The 15,444-nt window shown below is 54.6% G+C and carries 12 protein-coding genes and 2 pseudogenes; 7 read left to right on the top strand and 7 right to left on the bottom strand.

What is annotated here, in order from left to right; all coding sequences use genetic code 11:
• Positions 1-3 precede the first annotated feature (3 nt).
• The 3 genes from ABLQ08_RS09060 to ABLQ08_RS09070 are packed head-to-tail and all read right to left on the bottom strand — an operon-like array spanning position 4 to position 2,539.
• Positions 4-591: a peroxidase-related enzyme gene (locus ABLQ08_RS09060; RefSeq protein ID WP_352940933.1), complete on the bottom strand. Its 588-nt coding sequence runs from the start codon at positions 589-591 to the stop codon at positions 4-6.
• Complete coding sequence (locus ABLQ08_RS09065; RefSeq protein WP_352940935.1) at positions 588-1,073, bottom strand: hypothetical protein; 486 nt, start codon at positions 1,071-1,073, stop codon at positions 588-590. Before ABLQ08_RS09065 ends, ABLQ08_RS09060 begins: the two co-directional genes overlap by 4 nt.
• On the bottom strand, positions 1,070-2,539 hold the full coding sequence (locus ABLQ08_RS09070) for an NAD(P)/FAD-dependent oxidoreductase (RefSeq protein WP_352940936.1): 1,470 nt from the start codon (positions 2,537-2,539) through the stop codon (positions 1,070-1,072). Before ABLQ08_RS09070 ends, ABLQ08_RS09065 begins: the two co-directional genes overlap by 4 nt.
• A 327-nt stretch (positions 2,540-2,866) precedes the next feature.
• On the opposite strand from ABLQ08_RS09070, the gene ABLQ08_RS09075 reads away from it, so the two are divergent.
• Complete coding sequence (locus ABLQ08_RS09075) at positions 2,867-3,799, top strand: LysR family transcriptional regulator (protein ID WP_352940938.1); 933 nt, start codon at positions 2,867-2,869, stop codon at positions 3,797-3,799.
• Positions 3,800-3,906: 107 nt separating this feature from the next.
• On the opposite strand, the pseudogene ABLQ08_RS09080 reads toward ABLQ08_RS09075, so the two are convergent.
• A pseudogene (locus ABLQ08_RS09080) lies at positions 3,907-4,083 on the bottom strand (ISKra4 family transposase); the annotation flags it as partial.
• Positions 4,084-4,490: 407 nt separating this feature from the next.
• On the opposite strand from ABLQ08_RS09080, the gene ABLQ08_RS09085 reads away from it, so the two are divergent.
• The 3 genes from ABLQ08_RS09085 to ABLQ08_RS09095 are packed head-to-tail and all read left to right on the top strand — an operon-like array spanning position 4,491 to position 8,375.
• Positions 4,491-5,102: a hypothetical protein gene (locus ABLQ08_RS09085; protein WP_352940940.1), complete on the top strand. Its 612-nt coding sequence runs from the start codon at positions 4,491-4,493 to the stop codon at positions 5,100-5,102.
• A complete protein-coding gene (locus ABLQ08_RS09090; protein WP_352940942.1) occupies positions 5,099-5,389 on the top strand; it encodes a hypothetical protein in 291 nt (96 codons plus the stop codon). Before ABLQ08_RS09085 ends, ABLQ08_RS09090 begins: the two co-directional genes overlap by 4 nt.
• A complete protein-coding gene (locus tag ABLQ08_RS09095) occupies positions 5,334-8,375 on the top strand; it encodes an autotransporter outer membrane beta-barrel domain-containing protein (protein WP_352940944.1) in 3,042 nt (1,013 codons plus the stop codon). The genes ABLQ08_RS09090 and ABLQ08_RS09095 overlap by 56 nt, the downstream gene beginning before the upstream one ends.
• A 94-nt stretch (positions 8,376-8,469) precedes the next feature.
• Here the strand turns inward: ABLQ08_RS09095 and ABLQ08_RS09100 are convergent.
• Positions 8,470-8,622 (bottom strand): annotated as a pseudogene (locus ABLQ08_RS09100) (integrase core domain-containing protein); the annotation flags it as partial.
• Positions 8,623-9,083: 461 nt separating this feature from the next.
• Here ABLQ08_RS09100 and ABLQ08_RS09105 point away from each other — a divergent pair.
• From ABLQ08_RS09105 to ABLQ08_RS09115, 3 genes are all read left to right on the top strand, one after another.
• The gene (locus tag ABLQ08_RS09105; protein ID WP_352940945.1) at positions 9,084-10,532 is read left to right on the top strand and encodes an FGGY family carbohydrate kinase; all 1,449 of its coding nucleotides are present in this window, start codon (positions 9,084-9,086) and stop codon (positions 10,530-10,532) included.
• Positions 10,533-10,631: 99 nt separating this feature from the next.
• Positions 10,632-10,766, top strand: coding sequence for a 2Fe-2S iron-sulfur cluster-binding protein (locus ABLQ08_RS09110; RefSeq protein ID WP_352940947.1), 135 nt, complete (start codon positions 10,632-10,634; stop codon positions 10,764-10,766).
• Positions 10,767-11,284: 518 nt separating this feature from the next.
• On the top strand, positions 11,285-11,518 hold the full coding sequence (locus ABLQ08_RS09115; protein WP_352940950.1) for a hypothetical protein: 234 nt from the start codon (positions 11,285-11,287) through the stop codon (positions 11,516-11,518).
• 524 nt (positions 11,519-12,042) lie between these two features.
• On the opposite strand, the gene ABLQ08_RS09120 is transcribed toward ABLQ08_RS09115, so the two are convergent.
• Positions 12,043-12,270, bottom strand: a complete 228-nt coding sequence (locus ABLQ08_RS09120) for a hypothetical protein (RefSeq protein WP_352940952.1) — start codon at positions 12,268-12,270, stop codon at positions 12,043-12,045.
• A 333-nt stretch (positions 12,271-12,603) separates the two neighbouring features.
• Complete coding sequence (locus ABLQ08_RS09125) at positions 12,604-15,396, bottom strand: bifunctional aconitate hydratase 2/2-methylisocitrate dehydratase (protein ID WP_352940954.1); 2,793 nt, start codon at positions 15,394-15,396, stop codon at positions 12,604-12,606.
• Between the last annotated feature and the right edge of the window lie 48 nt (positions 15,397-15,444).

The following is a 15,444-nucleotide window of genomic DNA, read 5'->3' on the forward strand; positions in this document are numbered from 1 at the left end:
CTTTCATGCCGTTTCCTTCCGTCTCACCGGATCACCCAACACGTGCATCAACCGATTGGCCCATCCGAACAACGATGAAGACAGGATCAGATCGAAGATTTCTTCGTCTGACAGTCCGGCTTTCGACAGCGCTTCAATATCTTCCGGTCCCGCAGATGGCGGCGCCTCGGCGGCCTTGCAAGAGAAATCGAAAATTGCCCTGTTTCGCGGGTTCAGATCAGCCATTTCCCCCTTGGAGAACAGCTCATCGGTAACGGTTTCGTCTTTTGCCAGCTTTGCGTGACGGTCGGCGTGAACGGCGGCACAATAGACGCAACGATTGACCATTGATGCGGCCAGCGCACCAAGTTCCCGTTCCTCTCGTGACATGCCGCCGCGGTCATACATGATCGCGTTGAAAAGAGGCGAGCGCACCGACAGGCTCTCGACATCATGGGCCAGGGTCAAAACGTAGTCCGACACCTTCGTGTTGGAAGGCGTGACCTTGAGCGCATCGAGTTGCTGCGGAGTGGCTTCCTCCAACTTGACCGGCACAACACGCGGCCGCCATTCGGGAACTCTCCGGGTGAACTTATGGACAACACGGGTCATGCGGTTTCTCTTTGCATCAGGCGCAATCCGGCGATTACGCGTATCTGGAAAGCCAGAAATGCGACCAGCTCGCAAAGCCGCACGATGTCAGCGTCGGCAACGCCGGCTGCCTGCAGTTTCGACACATCCTCCGCAGCGGCCTCTCTGGTCTGGTTTGCGACCTTGTCGACAAATGACAAAACAGCAGTCAGCTCCTCGTACTGTTCAGCTGGCTCCTTGGGTTCGGCCAGAGCAGCATATTGTCCCGCATCCGCCATGTAGTAGGTCGCCAGCATTTCATCCCCGGCCAGTCGGGCGACGCGCGCGGCAATTGCAGCGCGAAGCTCATGGGGAAATGCTCCGGTTTCCTTGGGACGCAGCACGGATTCTTCGGCGGTCTGTGCCATTCCAAGAATGTTGCCTCGCGTCGACACTACCTTGGACAACGCGCTGTCAGGCACGACGCCGGCTTTGCTCAGGATCGTCATGTCGGAGATATTCATACTGCCTGGCTCTCCTTTGGACGCATTTCGGTCTGCAGCTGGGTCGGTTCCCATTCGTCGCCAAGAAGCTCAGGCGTGTCGTAGTCCTGCATCCCCTGCCAGTGCGCTTGAATATCCTCACGGTAGAGCGAGGCCGCAACGGCACGAGAAAGCCACGCAGCACCGTCGCTGATCCCGGGAATGTCGCCACTCACCTTGCCCAGGCTTGCAGATGCTCCGTAATTGAAGCAGTAGACATTCTTCAGCCAGGGAGCTTTGCCCGGCGTTCGTTCCCGGAAGGTGAAGTCGGAGTTCAGATAGGGAAACCGTCCCAGATCGTCAGACTCCTCGCCAACTGGCGGAGCGTAGACATCGTGCCACAGAAGGATCTCAGAAGCGGTTTCGCCAAATTCTGTCCGGGCCATTGGATCAATGACAAATCCAGTGCCCAGGATGACGAAGTCCGTTTCGTATGATGTTCCATCCGCGAAATGGATGAGTGCGCCATTGCCGTATTGTTCGATACCGGTGGTGACTTTGTTGAAATGAAAGTAAGCGTTTGGATGACGGCTAACCCGCAATGTCGACCCGCGAGGGGATGGAGTTTGCGTGGCAAAACTGTATTGCATGAAGCGCCAACGCCACTCGTCGGGCAACTCGGCATAGCCGGCGGTGAAGCCATAACTGCCGATGCCCATCATCTTGTTGATTGTCGGCATTTCTTTGCGGCGAACCAGATGGCGAACTTCCGCCGCACCGTGTTCCAGGGCTTCGGCTGAATTGTCGACCGCTGACGCTCCGACACCGATGACGGCGACCCGTTTGTCCTTGAGTGCGGCAAAATCTATTTCGTCCGCACTATGCGCCCACAGATGTCGCGGCAGGTCCTTGATGAAATCGGGAATGTTCGGGCCACCGGTGCCGTCACGCCCTGTTGCAAAGATCAGTTTCCGAGTCAGGATCGTTTCTGTATCCGCTCCCGAAACAGTCAGTCTCAACAATTCGCCTTCAGGTTCTACGTGGTCGACAGAAATGCCGTTTTCGATCGGGATGTCGAGAACTTCGCGATACCAGCACAAGTAGTCCATCCACATTGTGCGCGGGATCTTGTCCAGTTCCTCCCAGGCTTCCGTCCCGAACTGGGCACGGAACCAGGCCTGGAACGTCAAAGAACCGTGTCCATGGGCGGGGCCTGTGAGAAATTTCGGAGACCGCAGGGTCTCCATGCGCGCATATCCGAGCCAGGGACCTTCATAGCCTTTGGCGGCCCGGTCCAGGATGCGCATGTTGTGTATTCCACCCGTCTTCAGCGCCAGCCAGGCGACCATGCCGCACATGCCACCACCGATGATGATGACATCCGCAACACCTTCCTGCTGCGGGATCCAGCTCTTGGAAGGATAGCAAAGCAGATCCAGATCATCCTTGAGCCGCGCTTCAAGCGCCGTCAGGCCTTGCGAGTCAATAGAAGACAATATTTGCGTCATCGTACATGCCACCCAAGATTTTCTTGCAAAAAGGCTATTTCGCACCGCTCTCCGGGCCGGAGTTGCGTTGTCTGCGCGATAGGTAAAGGTCGTGACATGAGAGGTCGCTGGAAGAAACAACCTCATCTGATAGCGCGCCTGCTGGCGCGTCTATGACGTCAGCGCGGGTTTTCTTCAGCTCGGACCTGAAAGACCCGGAGATAAACGCTTTCACACATCCAAATGTCATTGCACCGGTCCCCTTACCGATCGCACAGTAGCTTTGCTATGCTATTTCTGCATACTGATGCGTCAATGATAGCTTACCGTAATGATAGGTTCTCTAGTATGTCAACAATGAATAATGGGCGGCCTGACATTCGCTCAATGGAAGCTTTCGCAGCGGTGGTCCGGTACGGGTCCATGACCGCGGCCGCCCAGAAACTGTCGGTGAGCCAACCAGCCGTCACCAGAATGGTAAGAGACCTGGAAGCGCGCGTGGGTTTTGCACTTTTTGAACGCAACGGACCGAAAATCTCTCCCACAGCCAAGGGGATCAAGTTTTTCGAAGAATCGCAGCGTGTTATGGCGAACCTCTCGCAATTGACCGAGCGGGCACATGCGATCCGTGACGAGAGAATTGCCGCGATCGACATTGTCGCCACCCCCACAATGTCCGCAGGCCTTGTTGGACCCGTACTGTCGCGCGTCGCAGATGTCCTGCCTGATTTTGTTCACGTCGAAACGACCACTTCTGAACGGGTGCTGCATGCACTGCGTCAACGCACAGCCGATCTCGGATTCTCGGCCTATCCGAGCGAGCATGACCAATTGAAGTGTCTGGCACGTTTCGAGTCGCTCGTTGTCGCCGTGGTCAAGAAAGGGAGCCGCTATGATGGCGACGAACCAATTCCACTGTCTGTGTTCGCCGAAGAACGAATGGCGACCATCTGCAATGGCTATGGCATTCGTGACGCTATCAATCGAGCGCTCGCGGAGCAGCAAATCAAACCGTCCCGCGAAATTGCCACCAATTCATCCCTGAGTGCGGCAATGGCCGCACGGGCCGGGCTGGGTATTGCCTTGTGTGACCCGGTTACTGCCCTCGGAGTGCCGGTTGAAGGCGTGTCGATCCGGCCATTGTCCGCAAAAATTGGCTACGCCTGGGGCTTGTTTGCAAATGACGAGAACCCGCTGAAAGATCGTCTCAACTTGCTGGTCGACGCTTGCGTGAGGGAAAGCGAACAAATCGTCAAAAGCGTCAGCGAACTGGATCGGTGAAGTAGAATACACAGGTTACAATCTGTGCCACCAAGCGCTTTGCAAAGTCATCCCTTGTCGACCACAGCAACCGGATTGACGATTACACGCACTCTCGAACGGTACTCCCTGTTCAGGTTCGGCAATGCTGCTTCATCGTCTGAAATCACAGTGATAGAACGCGGACGATCCCACCCGAGTGCCATCAAATCGCGACGAAGTTGCTTCGCCGGCGAAGCGGTGGCTTGTGGCGCGAGGCCGAAGCGTCGACACGTGTCGTGGTTTTCATCGATGGCGCCCACAACCGCTGCAGGCCGGAGGGTGATGTCGGGTTAAGTCCGCTGAGGTAATTTTGGATAGATGCATGTTGGTCACTCAGCCACGCGCGCAACGGATCTCCAACGTGCGATGGCACCGAACCGATGCAGATGGACATTGTGGGCTGAGAGTTTCGAGAGACGTTGTGCAAAACTCCATCCCGAAAATCCCCGTCCTTCAGAGTGGGGGAGACGTTATTTCGCAGTACCGCACTGCGTGTTCGCCACGTTGTTGTTGCTCTCGACGGTGCCGTCATCGAGAAAGCACACGGACGATGCACATACAGCGTCCTAATAGGTACGCACCGCTTCCACGAATGCCTTGCTCCGCAACACGCATGGATTGATCCTTCTCCTTCATTGAAAGTGTCACCACCACTAAAAGGAGAGACAAAATGCGCATGATCACCACAGTTTCCGCTGCGGCCCTGACAGCTCTGGTCGGGTCGACGACCCTGGCGAATGCGGATTTGTTCGTGATACCCTTTGGCGCTTCCGACAGCGGATCAGGCACGGGACTGACGCTGAAATCAGGCTTGCCTTTCGGTGTTGGCGGGTCTCAAGGGATATTCGGTGTTCCCTATCCTGGCGTCCCACCGCTGGGTGTTGGCGGATCCCAGGGCATTTTCAGCCTTCCTTATCCGGGCTGCTATCCGGGCTCATGCCCGCTGGGTATTCCTTCAGGCACCTTTCCGTGGGGCATGCAGAGCAACCCTATTTGGGGAACACCCACCTGGCCTGTCGGTTCGCTGCAGATGCGTGATGGCGGTTTCTTCCTTCAGCAAATGCGTCCACCTCTCAGTATTTACCCGATGATCCCCGGTTATGGCGTACAGGGCGGCATGCAGCCCGGTCACAGCCTGCCGACTGCAATCCAATGCAAAATCAATACCGTTGGTGTTCTGGCGGCTTCCGTCCAGGATTGCGAGAAGGCCGGCGGCGAGGTCGTCGAAGCCAAAACACCCGGCGACTGCGATTGTGAGGCAAAGGCGGCAACTCAAGAATGATCGTCGATGCAGTAAAACGGTATGGGGCAAGCTTTATGCTTGCCCTTTCCATTGTCATTGCTACGCCAGTTGTTTCGCGCGCAGCAGATGATATCACCAGTCACGCCCTTCTTGTCGGCGTTTGTCCGCCCTGGAAAAAGGCAAAGACAGAACTTGTGACAAATCTGTGGGGTGACGCTTGTGAAAATACAGTCGAAGGCATGAAAACCGCTGCCATCGACCGGCTGGACGTTGATCACACCAGGGTCGCCGACCGACGGCACGCCCGTAACCGATACGGCGATTGACGGCGATATTGAAATTAACGGCGACGTGACGGATGCGGCAGCGGCCGCCGACGCCATTCATATCGGCGGAACTGTGGTCGGCGATGTGACGATTAATGCCAATATCAGCGGCGGGCAGGATGGCATTGAATTTACCAACGGTCTTGATGGCGATCTGGCCATCGAAGAAGGCGCAAAAGTCACGGGCGGAACCAATTCCGCGAATGGAAGCGCTATTTTACTCGACGTGCAAGGCGATGGTGTTTTGCCGGTAGGGTCCAGCATTGCCGGGGATATTATAAACCATGGCGACATCGCGGGCGCGCAACACGGCATTTACATTGAGACGCACCCGATCGGCAACATTACGAATTACGGAACGATCGTCGGCGATGTCGATGGCGATGGCATTGGTGCGGCGATCACCATAAAGGCGACTGGTGGCGATAACAACGTCATTAGCAACGAAACAGGCGGCGTCATTGGAACGCCTGGCGAGATCACCAAGGATGCATTCGATCTTGGTACAAGCAATGACTTGATCAGCAATGAACAAGGCGCTGCGATTTACGGCAATATCCATATGGGCAGTGGCGGCAACGGGATAAACAATTCCGGGCTTATCCAGGCCGGCGTCATAAACCAGACGCCGGAATTCGACGAGCCTGACGGTATCGATATTTACAATGACGAACTAGGCACTCTCGAAGCCACTGATTTTGAATTTGGCAGCGCCGATGACCGCGTCGAGAACCACGGTATTATGACGGTTTCCGGCGTGGCCGATTTTCACGATGGCGAAAACAACCTTTATAACAACGGCAATCTTACCATTGAAGAACTGGTTATGGGCGTCGGCGATGACGAGATCACCAATGACGGCGAAATCACTGGCAACGAGATTGCCTTGAAGGCCGGTCTGGATATCGTCACCAACAATGACACAATCGATGTCAATACCATCAAGCTGGGCGACGATGCCGACAAGCTGACCAATAACGGCCTTTTGACCGTCGGAAGGATGACCGCGGGCGAGGGCGATGACACGATCCACAACACGAACAAATTCAATGTCGGCGAGTTGGACCTCGGCGAGGGCAGCAATACGTTGTCCAGTTATGGCGGCATATTCACTGCCGATGAAATCATCAGCGGCGAAGAAGCCGATGAGATTGATATTCAGAACGGTGGCGCTTTGAACGCGGTGGAGATCAATCTTAGCGGTGGCAACGACAAGATTTTCAATAGCGGCACCGTGACAGTCGACGGGGAACTGGCTCTTGCCGATGGCGAAAATGAAGTTGAAAACGACGGATATTTTCAGGTCGGTGAGTTAACCGCCGCAAACGATGCCGATGTCATCGACAACAAGGAAGGCGCCACTTTCAAGGCGGATCTGGTTGTCCTGGCGGGCGGTGCCGATGAAATCAACAATGACGGAGTATTTGAAGTCGTTGAGTTCGATGCCGGTGCCGGCAGCAACAGTTTCAACAATCTGGCAACAGGCCAGCTGATCACCTACGATGTGTTCAACCTGGGCAACGATGGCTCATTGAACAATGGTGGTTTGCTCAATCCCGGTGGCTTTGGTGTCGTCCAGGTGACGGAAATAACCGGCGATTTCATTCAGGATGAAAATGGCATCACAGCCATCGATGTCATTCAAAATGACGCCGACAGGCTCAATATCAGCGGCAATGCCGATCTGGACGGCGTGATCGATGCGACTTTCCTCGTTGAAGAACCTGTTTTGACGACGCAATTTGTTGTCGTCGATGCCGTTGGCGGCGTTACCGATAGTGGTATCAAGTTGGACTATGACGGGATCTTGCCGGATTATCTTGACCCAACATTGCTCATCACCGGCACGCAGGCAATCATTGATATTGGCTTCTCGACGGCTGCCAACACCGTCACCGGCACGCTCAATCAAAACCAGACCAATATCGTCACGGCTCTGAATGATGCCAGCACCGCTGGAGGCTTGTCGACTGAATTCAACGATCTTTATTTCAACCTGTTCCTTATGTCCGACACGCCGGAACTTGCCGATGCGCTTGATCAGTTGAGCCCGGAAATATACGGCCACATGAGCAATGCGGACATTCTGTCGTCACTGGCGTTCACCAACGATCTGTTCGCTTGCGATGGTCGCGACGGCAGACAGGTTGCCAATGCGCAAGGTTATTGCTTCTGGCTGCAACCGGGCGCGCACCGCTCGCATCTCGACGCAACATTCGAAAATCTCGGTTATACGGAAAATCTGGGCGGCATTTCTGCCGGCGCCCTGTTCAGCGTAGCACTGAACTGGCGTGTCGGCGGCGGGTTTGACTTTGAACGCGGTACGCTTGATACCACCAGCACCGCCAACAATTCGTTCAATCGTTTTCAGGCTGGTGTGTCCATTGAATACACCAATGGCGCATGGCTTGTCGCGGTCGCGATCAGCGGTGGTATTGCTGACAATGAAACAAGCCGTGCAGTAAATTTCGGTCCGTTCGATCTCAATGCCACATCTTCGCAAGACAGCTATTTCGGCACGGCCGAGTTGCGCGCGGCCTACGTTGCCAGCATGAAGGATTTCTACCTGAAACCTTCGCTTGACCTGGCTGCAACGACACACAGCTACAACAGCTTCACCGAAACCGGTGCCGGTGTTGCCAATCTGACTGTCGACGGTACGACCGAAACTGTATTCACTGCAACGCCAACTGTTGAAATCGGTGTCGACCGCGAACTCAACGAACGCTGGAACGGGCGGGCCTTTGTTGCCGGTGGCGCGACCCTGTTTTCAAATGCATCGACAGATGTGGACGCCGCATTCAGCGCATTACCTGGCTTTCCGTTTGTCGTCACGGCCAATCGCGATCAGGTTCTCGGCAACGTGGAAGCCGGTTTTGAATTGTTTTCACAGAATGACTTTTCCATTGGTATATCCTACCAGGGTCAATTCGGTGAAAACACCGCGATCAACGCCTTTGAAGGCAGGTTGACCTTTACATTCTAGTAGTGACTGCTCTCCGTTTTTCAAGACAGAGAACAGTCATCGTTTTGACGATCGAGTTGCTGCTGCTTTGACCTGCTCCCCTGATTGTCCGCATTCAAAAGTTAGCTCTGTTCACGGTGTGATCTTCGTTGGACTTGGTTGCAAATTCGAATGGGGTGAGCCCGTCGAGGCTCGTATGCGGTCGGTTCAGATTGTAGTCGATCCTCCAGTCTTCAATGATGTCTCGGGCATGACGATAGCTGCGAAATCTCGCCGTTGGATGGTGTCGAACTCTTGCTTGATCTTCAGGAGACGACGACCCACCTTCGGTTCATGCCGCACACCAGCAACAACCGAATGTCTCTCGTGCGTTGACGTCGCCACCGCACGAAGCCTTGGATGACGTTCAGGTATGCGACATTCTCGTTCGTCCACTTGGGAATTGGCTTGCAGTCCTTGGGCAACGCCATCCAGCTTTGCAGGGGTGACGAAAGCCAGTCACGGAGTTCAACGATCAATGGCACGATGTGGACCTCATTGTTTCGCAGGAAGCAATCTTCAAGCTCCAAGAGTCGTTCCGTAATCGTGACTGACACACTCACTTTTTGAGGTGCCGCGTCGAAGAAAGTCAGCACCGCGAAACGCGAAAACCCGGATCCTGCGACTTGTTTCAGTATCAACCTCTGAGTATCTGTCTCATGCTGGCGAACCGTTAACAAAGGCCGGATCATGCAGGATTTGCTATTGGGAATTGATCTCGGGACAACTTCTGTCAAGGCAGGCATGTTTGCGCCCGATGGGTCACAGCTTGCGTGGTTTGTTGAAAGCTACCCGACTCGGCGTCCTGCTCCGGGTATTTGCGAACAGGACCCCGCAGACTGGATACGGCTCATTGATCGAGCGATGGAACAATTTCGCACTTCCGGCCTGTCGAAGTCGGTTCGCTGCGGTGCATTGACCAGTCAGGTCAATACCCATGTGTTTGTTGATCGAACCGGACACACTCTAAGGCCAGCCATCCTGTGGCAGGACACACGCGCGACGATTGAAGCGCGTGAGTTGAACGCTTACTTTACGGATGCGGAAAAGATCGCGCTTCTGGGCGCGCCGGTTCCAATCGATCCATCGCATCCACTGGCCCGGATGCTCTGGGTCAAACGCCACGAGCCCGAGATCTGGGACAAGACGGCTCATGTTCTGTTGCCGAAAGACTATGCTCTTCTTCATTTGACGGGCGAACTGGCGACAGACGCCCTGTCAAATATCGGCCTTGTCGGATTGGATGGAGATTACGCCCGCAAGATCCTCGACCTTGTCCCTGGTGCTATGGAACGCATGGCGCCGCTCCAGTCAATGACATCTGTCGTGGGTAGCAGCCGGGACGGTTTCCCGCTCGCCAACGCCACGATGGACGGTTGGATCGGTCTGGCAGGAGCAGGGGCCTGCCGGGAAAATGCTTTCGCTTACCTCAGCGGCACCAGTGAGATACTGGGGCTTTCTTGCCAGACAGTCACGCACAAGCCCGGCATCGTGGTCTTTGCAGAGGATCAAGGTCTGCGACTGCATGCAGGTCCAACGCAGTCAGGCGGCGCGTCGCAACAATGGTTTTGCGAGGTCGCGGGGCTGTCCATCCCTGAGATGGCGAGATTGGTTCAAAACAACCCCTTATCCCGTGCTCCGTTGTTTTTGCCGCAACTGGCTGGCGAACGCGCTCCGATTTGGAATGCCGATCTGCGAGGCGCGTTTCTGGGGTTGGAGGCCGGAATGCAAACAGTTGATCTTGCGCGTGCGGTATATGAGGGCGTCGCGTTGTCCGCCCGCCATGTACTTTCCGCGCTTGAAGCGTCTGGAGACGTGCAGTCCTCTTATATGACCTGCGCAGGGGGTGGGTTCAAGTCTGACATTTGGGGTCAGATCCGCAGCGACGTCCTGAACCGACCACTGAAACGCCTCGCAATCGCCGAAGCGGGCGTCGTCGGTGCTGCCTGTATTGCCTCTGTTGCCTCGGGCTCGAGCGAAACAATTGCGCAGGCACATGCGCCTTTTTCGAAAATCGACATGGAATGGGAACCCAATCCGGCCTGTCGTGAGTTCTATGACGACCTTTTTACTATCTATCTGGAGGCTCTGAAAACAACTGAAAGTCTCAGCAAGCGTCTGACTGCGCTGGCTCCGTGAGCTTAGCCTAACTCCAGACTTGCTGCCTGTCTTTGGCGACAAGCCGAGATCCAATTCGCCAGTTCGGGCGTTACAGCCAAGGTTACCGAAACAGATACAGTGCTGGTCACTGCGCGTCCGGTTGGTTTGAACATCCCTTCAGGTTGCATCTTTGGAGTTTGTGGAACCTGTAAGGTCAAAAAATACGTGGGCGAAGTGCATATGGTCCACAATGGTGAAACTCTCGGAAGCTGACATCGACACAGGCCAAATCCTGGCCTGCTGCTCACACCCGATTGGCAGGATTGTACTTGAAGTTTGATAAGCGCAAATTATCGCACTAGTCGTTTCGGTCCTTAGCCACCTGTTGGCTGGTCCGCTGGATGCAGCGACACAGCGGCGAAAATTACCAACGCAGACTTATCCGATTTTGGAATTTAGTGAAACTATGCTGCTGTACTCGAGACCTTGACTTCCGTAATTAATTCAAATCCTTGCAGGAGCACACGCTAAGAATGAACCACAGCGCCGATGAGTGGGGGTGATGACGGCAGCACCCCTCCGCTACCAGTTCTTCTCGCGAATATGGCTGAAATTCTCGTTTAGCTACTGCTCATTGCTCAGCTTTTCGCAAAGTCTGTTGCGGGCGGGGCCATCAGCTGCACTTTTTCCAAGGCCTTCTAGCGCCGCTCAAACATGTTCCAATCAACTCTCGTTGGTATCGGGTCCAATAATATGATATGCGCCCGCAAAACAACATCGGGAACATACCAGTGAGCGAACTGACCGTAGCGGATGCGACGAACCGCATTTATCAATCCCTCGAGGCAGACAATGAAGATATTGATCTGCATATCGCGGCACTCAAGGCAGCGCTGAAGGATGAGGGCTTGAAAGAGGCAGTCCTGGATCCGGCCAGGCTCGTCCAGAACAACCGCTCCGGGCGCAAGCTTCTGCAGGCTTACTTTCGCCAGCGCGGTGTGAAGGTCAAATTCGCGTCTTCGTAAGGCGAAGCCTCCATCGATCTGTCGGCGACCGGCTACCAGAACTATCAGCGCAACCGATCGATACCCATTGATCAATGTGGTACACGAGCGTTGTCGGATACATCAGGGTCATTTATCCGCTGTTCGATTAGCTACTGCTTCCGCAACTTCGAACTACAATCATAATCCGCGTATCGGGAGTTACAACCTATTGCGCAGCCCTCATCCAACTACGATTGAAAATTTAGATTGAGTTAATTCACTAGCCGTCAGGACTGCTGCAGTGTTAGGTCTTGACTGCACAAGAAACAACAGTATCGAAACTGGCGCAATATGCTGGCGGTCAAACGCCGGATCTACTTTAGAAAAGCCAATCGCGGGCAAATCGATCGTTTGAAAGCTATCAGGTCAAAGCCAAAGCAGTGGCCCTTAGTTTGCACTTCGCATCGATTTGCGCCGCGGATGAAGTGACAGGTACAATCCTTTCAGGAGTTCAGGGTCACACCCGAAAGTTCGCTGATGCCGCCGGTTGAGGCGGGTGGAATTCAGCGTGTTTTCTGTCTTGAAGCGGCTGTCTTTTTCAGCTTCTGCAACTGCTGGTTCGGCTGTTCGGTCTCGTGACCGGTTTGGGCAATTTCATCGACCATTTTTCCAATACAGTCTTTAAGTGCCTGGCCCTCAAGCCCCCAGCAATTCTGGCCTGCATTGGCAGCAGTCCCCTGTATCACAAAGGCGGAAAAAACGGCTGCTGATAAGATAGATGCGGTTTTCATTCCAAGTCTCCATTCAGTTTTTCTGACATCGGCGTTGCTGCCGACAAAACTGATGTGGGAACCGACTGTTTCCGCTCCGTTTCTTTGCATGTTGCAATTGTATCAACTCAAGGGATGACTGACACAATCGAAACTTATGGACACCAGAATATGCTCCTCGACGATCACCCGTTTCACATTTGAGCATTTCGTTGAACGCCCTGTTGTGCGCCACTTCAAAAGGGCTCCTGCACCGACCGCAAAAAAATCGCGGGGCGTTGCCTGAACAACGCCCCGCGAGTTCACGATATTCAATTCGTCTCAGTGACCGATCGCGGTCTCCGTCAGCGGCTCTTAGAAGTGAACCGACCGCGCACCAGCCGGCTTGTTGAGCGACGGAGCAAACTTGGTCAGGTCAATTCCCTCAACCGCTTCTTTGTATTCTTCCATGTCGGGTGTTCTGCCGAGAATTGCCGACAGGACGACCACAGGCGTTGAGGCAAGAAGGGATTCCCCTTTCTTTTCTGCCGAATCCTCAACGACACGTCCCTGGAACAGGCGGGTGGACGTCGCCAGAACGGTGTCACCCTTTTCAGCCTTTTCCTGGTTGCCCATGCAAAGGTTACAGCCGGGCCGCTCCAGATACAGGATGTTCTCGTATTCTGTGCGGGCAGTGTTCTTGGGCTTCAGGTCGTCAAACTCAAAGCCGGAATACTTCTGCAGAATTTCCCAATCGCCCTCTTCCTTCAACTCATCGATGATGTTGTAGGTGGGCGCCGCAACGACCAGCGGTGCATTGAACTCGACCTTGCCGGATTTCTTTTCCAGGTTCTTAAGCATTTGAGCGACGATTTTCATGTCGCCCTTGTGCACCATGCAGGAGCCGACGAAGCCCAGGTCCACTTTCTTGTCGCCCCCGTAATAGGAAACAGGCCTGATCGTGTCATGGGTATAACGCTTGGACACATCTGCATTGTTTACATCCGGATCCGCGATCATCGGCTCGTCGATTTCATCGAGATCAACGACGACTTCCGCATAGTACCTGGCATTATCATCCGGAGCCAAAGCCGGCTTTTCGCCGGACCTGATTTCGGCAATGCGCTTGTCTGCCTTTTCGATCAGCCCGTGAAGAGTCCGGGCTTCGTTTTCCATGCCCTTGTCGATCATGATCTGAATGCGGCTCTTGGCGATCTCGAGCGATTCAATCAGGGTATTGTCTTCGGAGATACAGATAGAGGCTTTCGCCTTCATTTCCGCCGTCCAGTCGGTAAACGTGAAGGCCTGGTCCGCAAGCAGCGTGCCGATATGGACCTCGATGATCCGTCCCTGGAAGACGTTGTCACCGAACTGCTTCAGCATCTGGGCCTGTGTCGCATGCACGACATCACGGAAATCCATGTGGTCCTTCATGCTTCCCTTGAAGGTCACCTTCACCGACTCGGGGATCGGCATGGTTGCTTCTCCTGTTGCCAGAGCAAGCGCAACCGTCCCGGAGTCCGCTCCGAATGCGACGCCCTTGGACATTCTCGTGTGCGAGTCGCCACCAATGATGATAGCCCAGTCATCAACCGTAATGTCATTCAGGACCTTGTGGATCACGTCTGTCATGGAGTGATAAACACCCTTCGGATCCCTGGCTGTGATCAGGCCGAACCTGTTCATGAAATTCATGAGTTTCGGGATGTTGGCCTGAGCCTTCAGATCCCAGACGGAAGCCGTATGACAGCCTGACTGATAGGCGCCGTCAACCGTCGGCGAAATGACCGTTGCAGCCATCGCCTCCAGTTCCTGGGAGGTCATCAGACCGGTGGTGTCCTGCGAGCCAACGATATTCACCTTCACCCGGACATCGGAACCTGCGTGCAGGACAGCTCCTTCAGCTACGCCAACCGCATTCTTGTTGAAGATTTTTTCTACCGCTGTGAGGCCCTGCCCTTCATGGGAGATTTCCTTGGACGGCGCGAATACGGGGGTCCGTTCCACACCGAGCGTTTCGGCCGCAAAGTTCTGAAGCTTTTTGCCGAACACAACGGCGTAAGAGCCACCCGCTTTCATAAACTCCACTTTTTGAGGCGTAAACGCAGAAGAGACATCAACAAGCTCTTCTTTTCCGTCTTCGCTGTAGAGTTTCTGCTTCTTGGTGTTGATGGTGAGAACGGTGCCGGTCTCGACGGAATAGGCCTGCTCAAGGATCGGGTTGTCGTCGTTGTTCAGGATGGGATTGCCATCGGAATCAAGTTTCTTGACCCAGTTTTTCAGATCGATTCCGATGCCGCCTGTCACACCAACTGTGGTCAGGAAGATCGGAGAGATGCCGTTGGTGCCGGCAACGATCGGAGCAATGTTCACGAACGGAACATAGGGGCTTGCCTGCTTACCGGTCCACAAGGCGACGTTGTTGACGCCGGACATGCGGGAGGAACCAACCCCCATCGTGCCCTTTTCGGCGACCAGCATCACCCTTTTGTCCGGGTGTTGTTGCTGCAGGTCACGGATTTCAGCCTGAGCGGCTTCCGAGATCAGGCACTTGCCGTGCAGTTCACGGTCGGACCGGGAGTGAGCCTGGTTGCCGGGGGAAAGCAGGTCGGTGGAGATATCTCCTTCGGCGGCCACATAGCTGACAACCTTGATTTCTTCTGCCACGTCAGGAAGCTTGGTGAAGAACTCGGCTTTCGCGTAGCTTTCGAGAATGTCCCTGGCGACCTCGTTCCCGTCGGCATAGGCTGCCTTCAACCGGTCCGTATCTGCCTCATAGAGGAACACCTGGGTTTTCAGAACGTCCGCTGCGCTCTTTGCAATGGACGCATCATCGCCGAGGGCCAGATCCAGAAGAACCTCGACAGAGGGTCCGCCCTTCATGTGGGACAGCAGTTCAAAAGCAAAAGACGGCGAGATTTCCTCAACAACGGATTTGCCAAGAATGATTTCCTTCAGAAACTTGGCCTTCTCGCCTGCCGCACTGGTCGTTCCTGGCAACGTGTTGTAGATGAAGAACTTGAGGGAATCTTCCCGGTGCTCGTTCGTGAGGTCCTTGATCTGAGCGACAATCTCGTTGAGAAGCGCGCCGTCCTCGATCGGCTTGGGGTGCAATCCCTGGTCTTTTCGAGTGTCAATCTCTTTCAGGTAGTCTGCGTACAAGCTCATGATTATCCCGGCGCGTTTGTGTTGGTTGTCGCTTAAACCGCGGATCGC

The organism is Roseibium sp. SCP14, assembly GCF_040329475.1.
In the GTDB taxonomy this organism is placed as follows: Bacteria; Pseudomonadota; Alphaproteobacteria; order Rhizobiales; family Stappiaceae; genus Roseibium.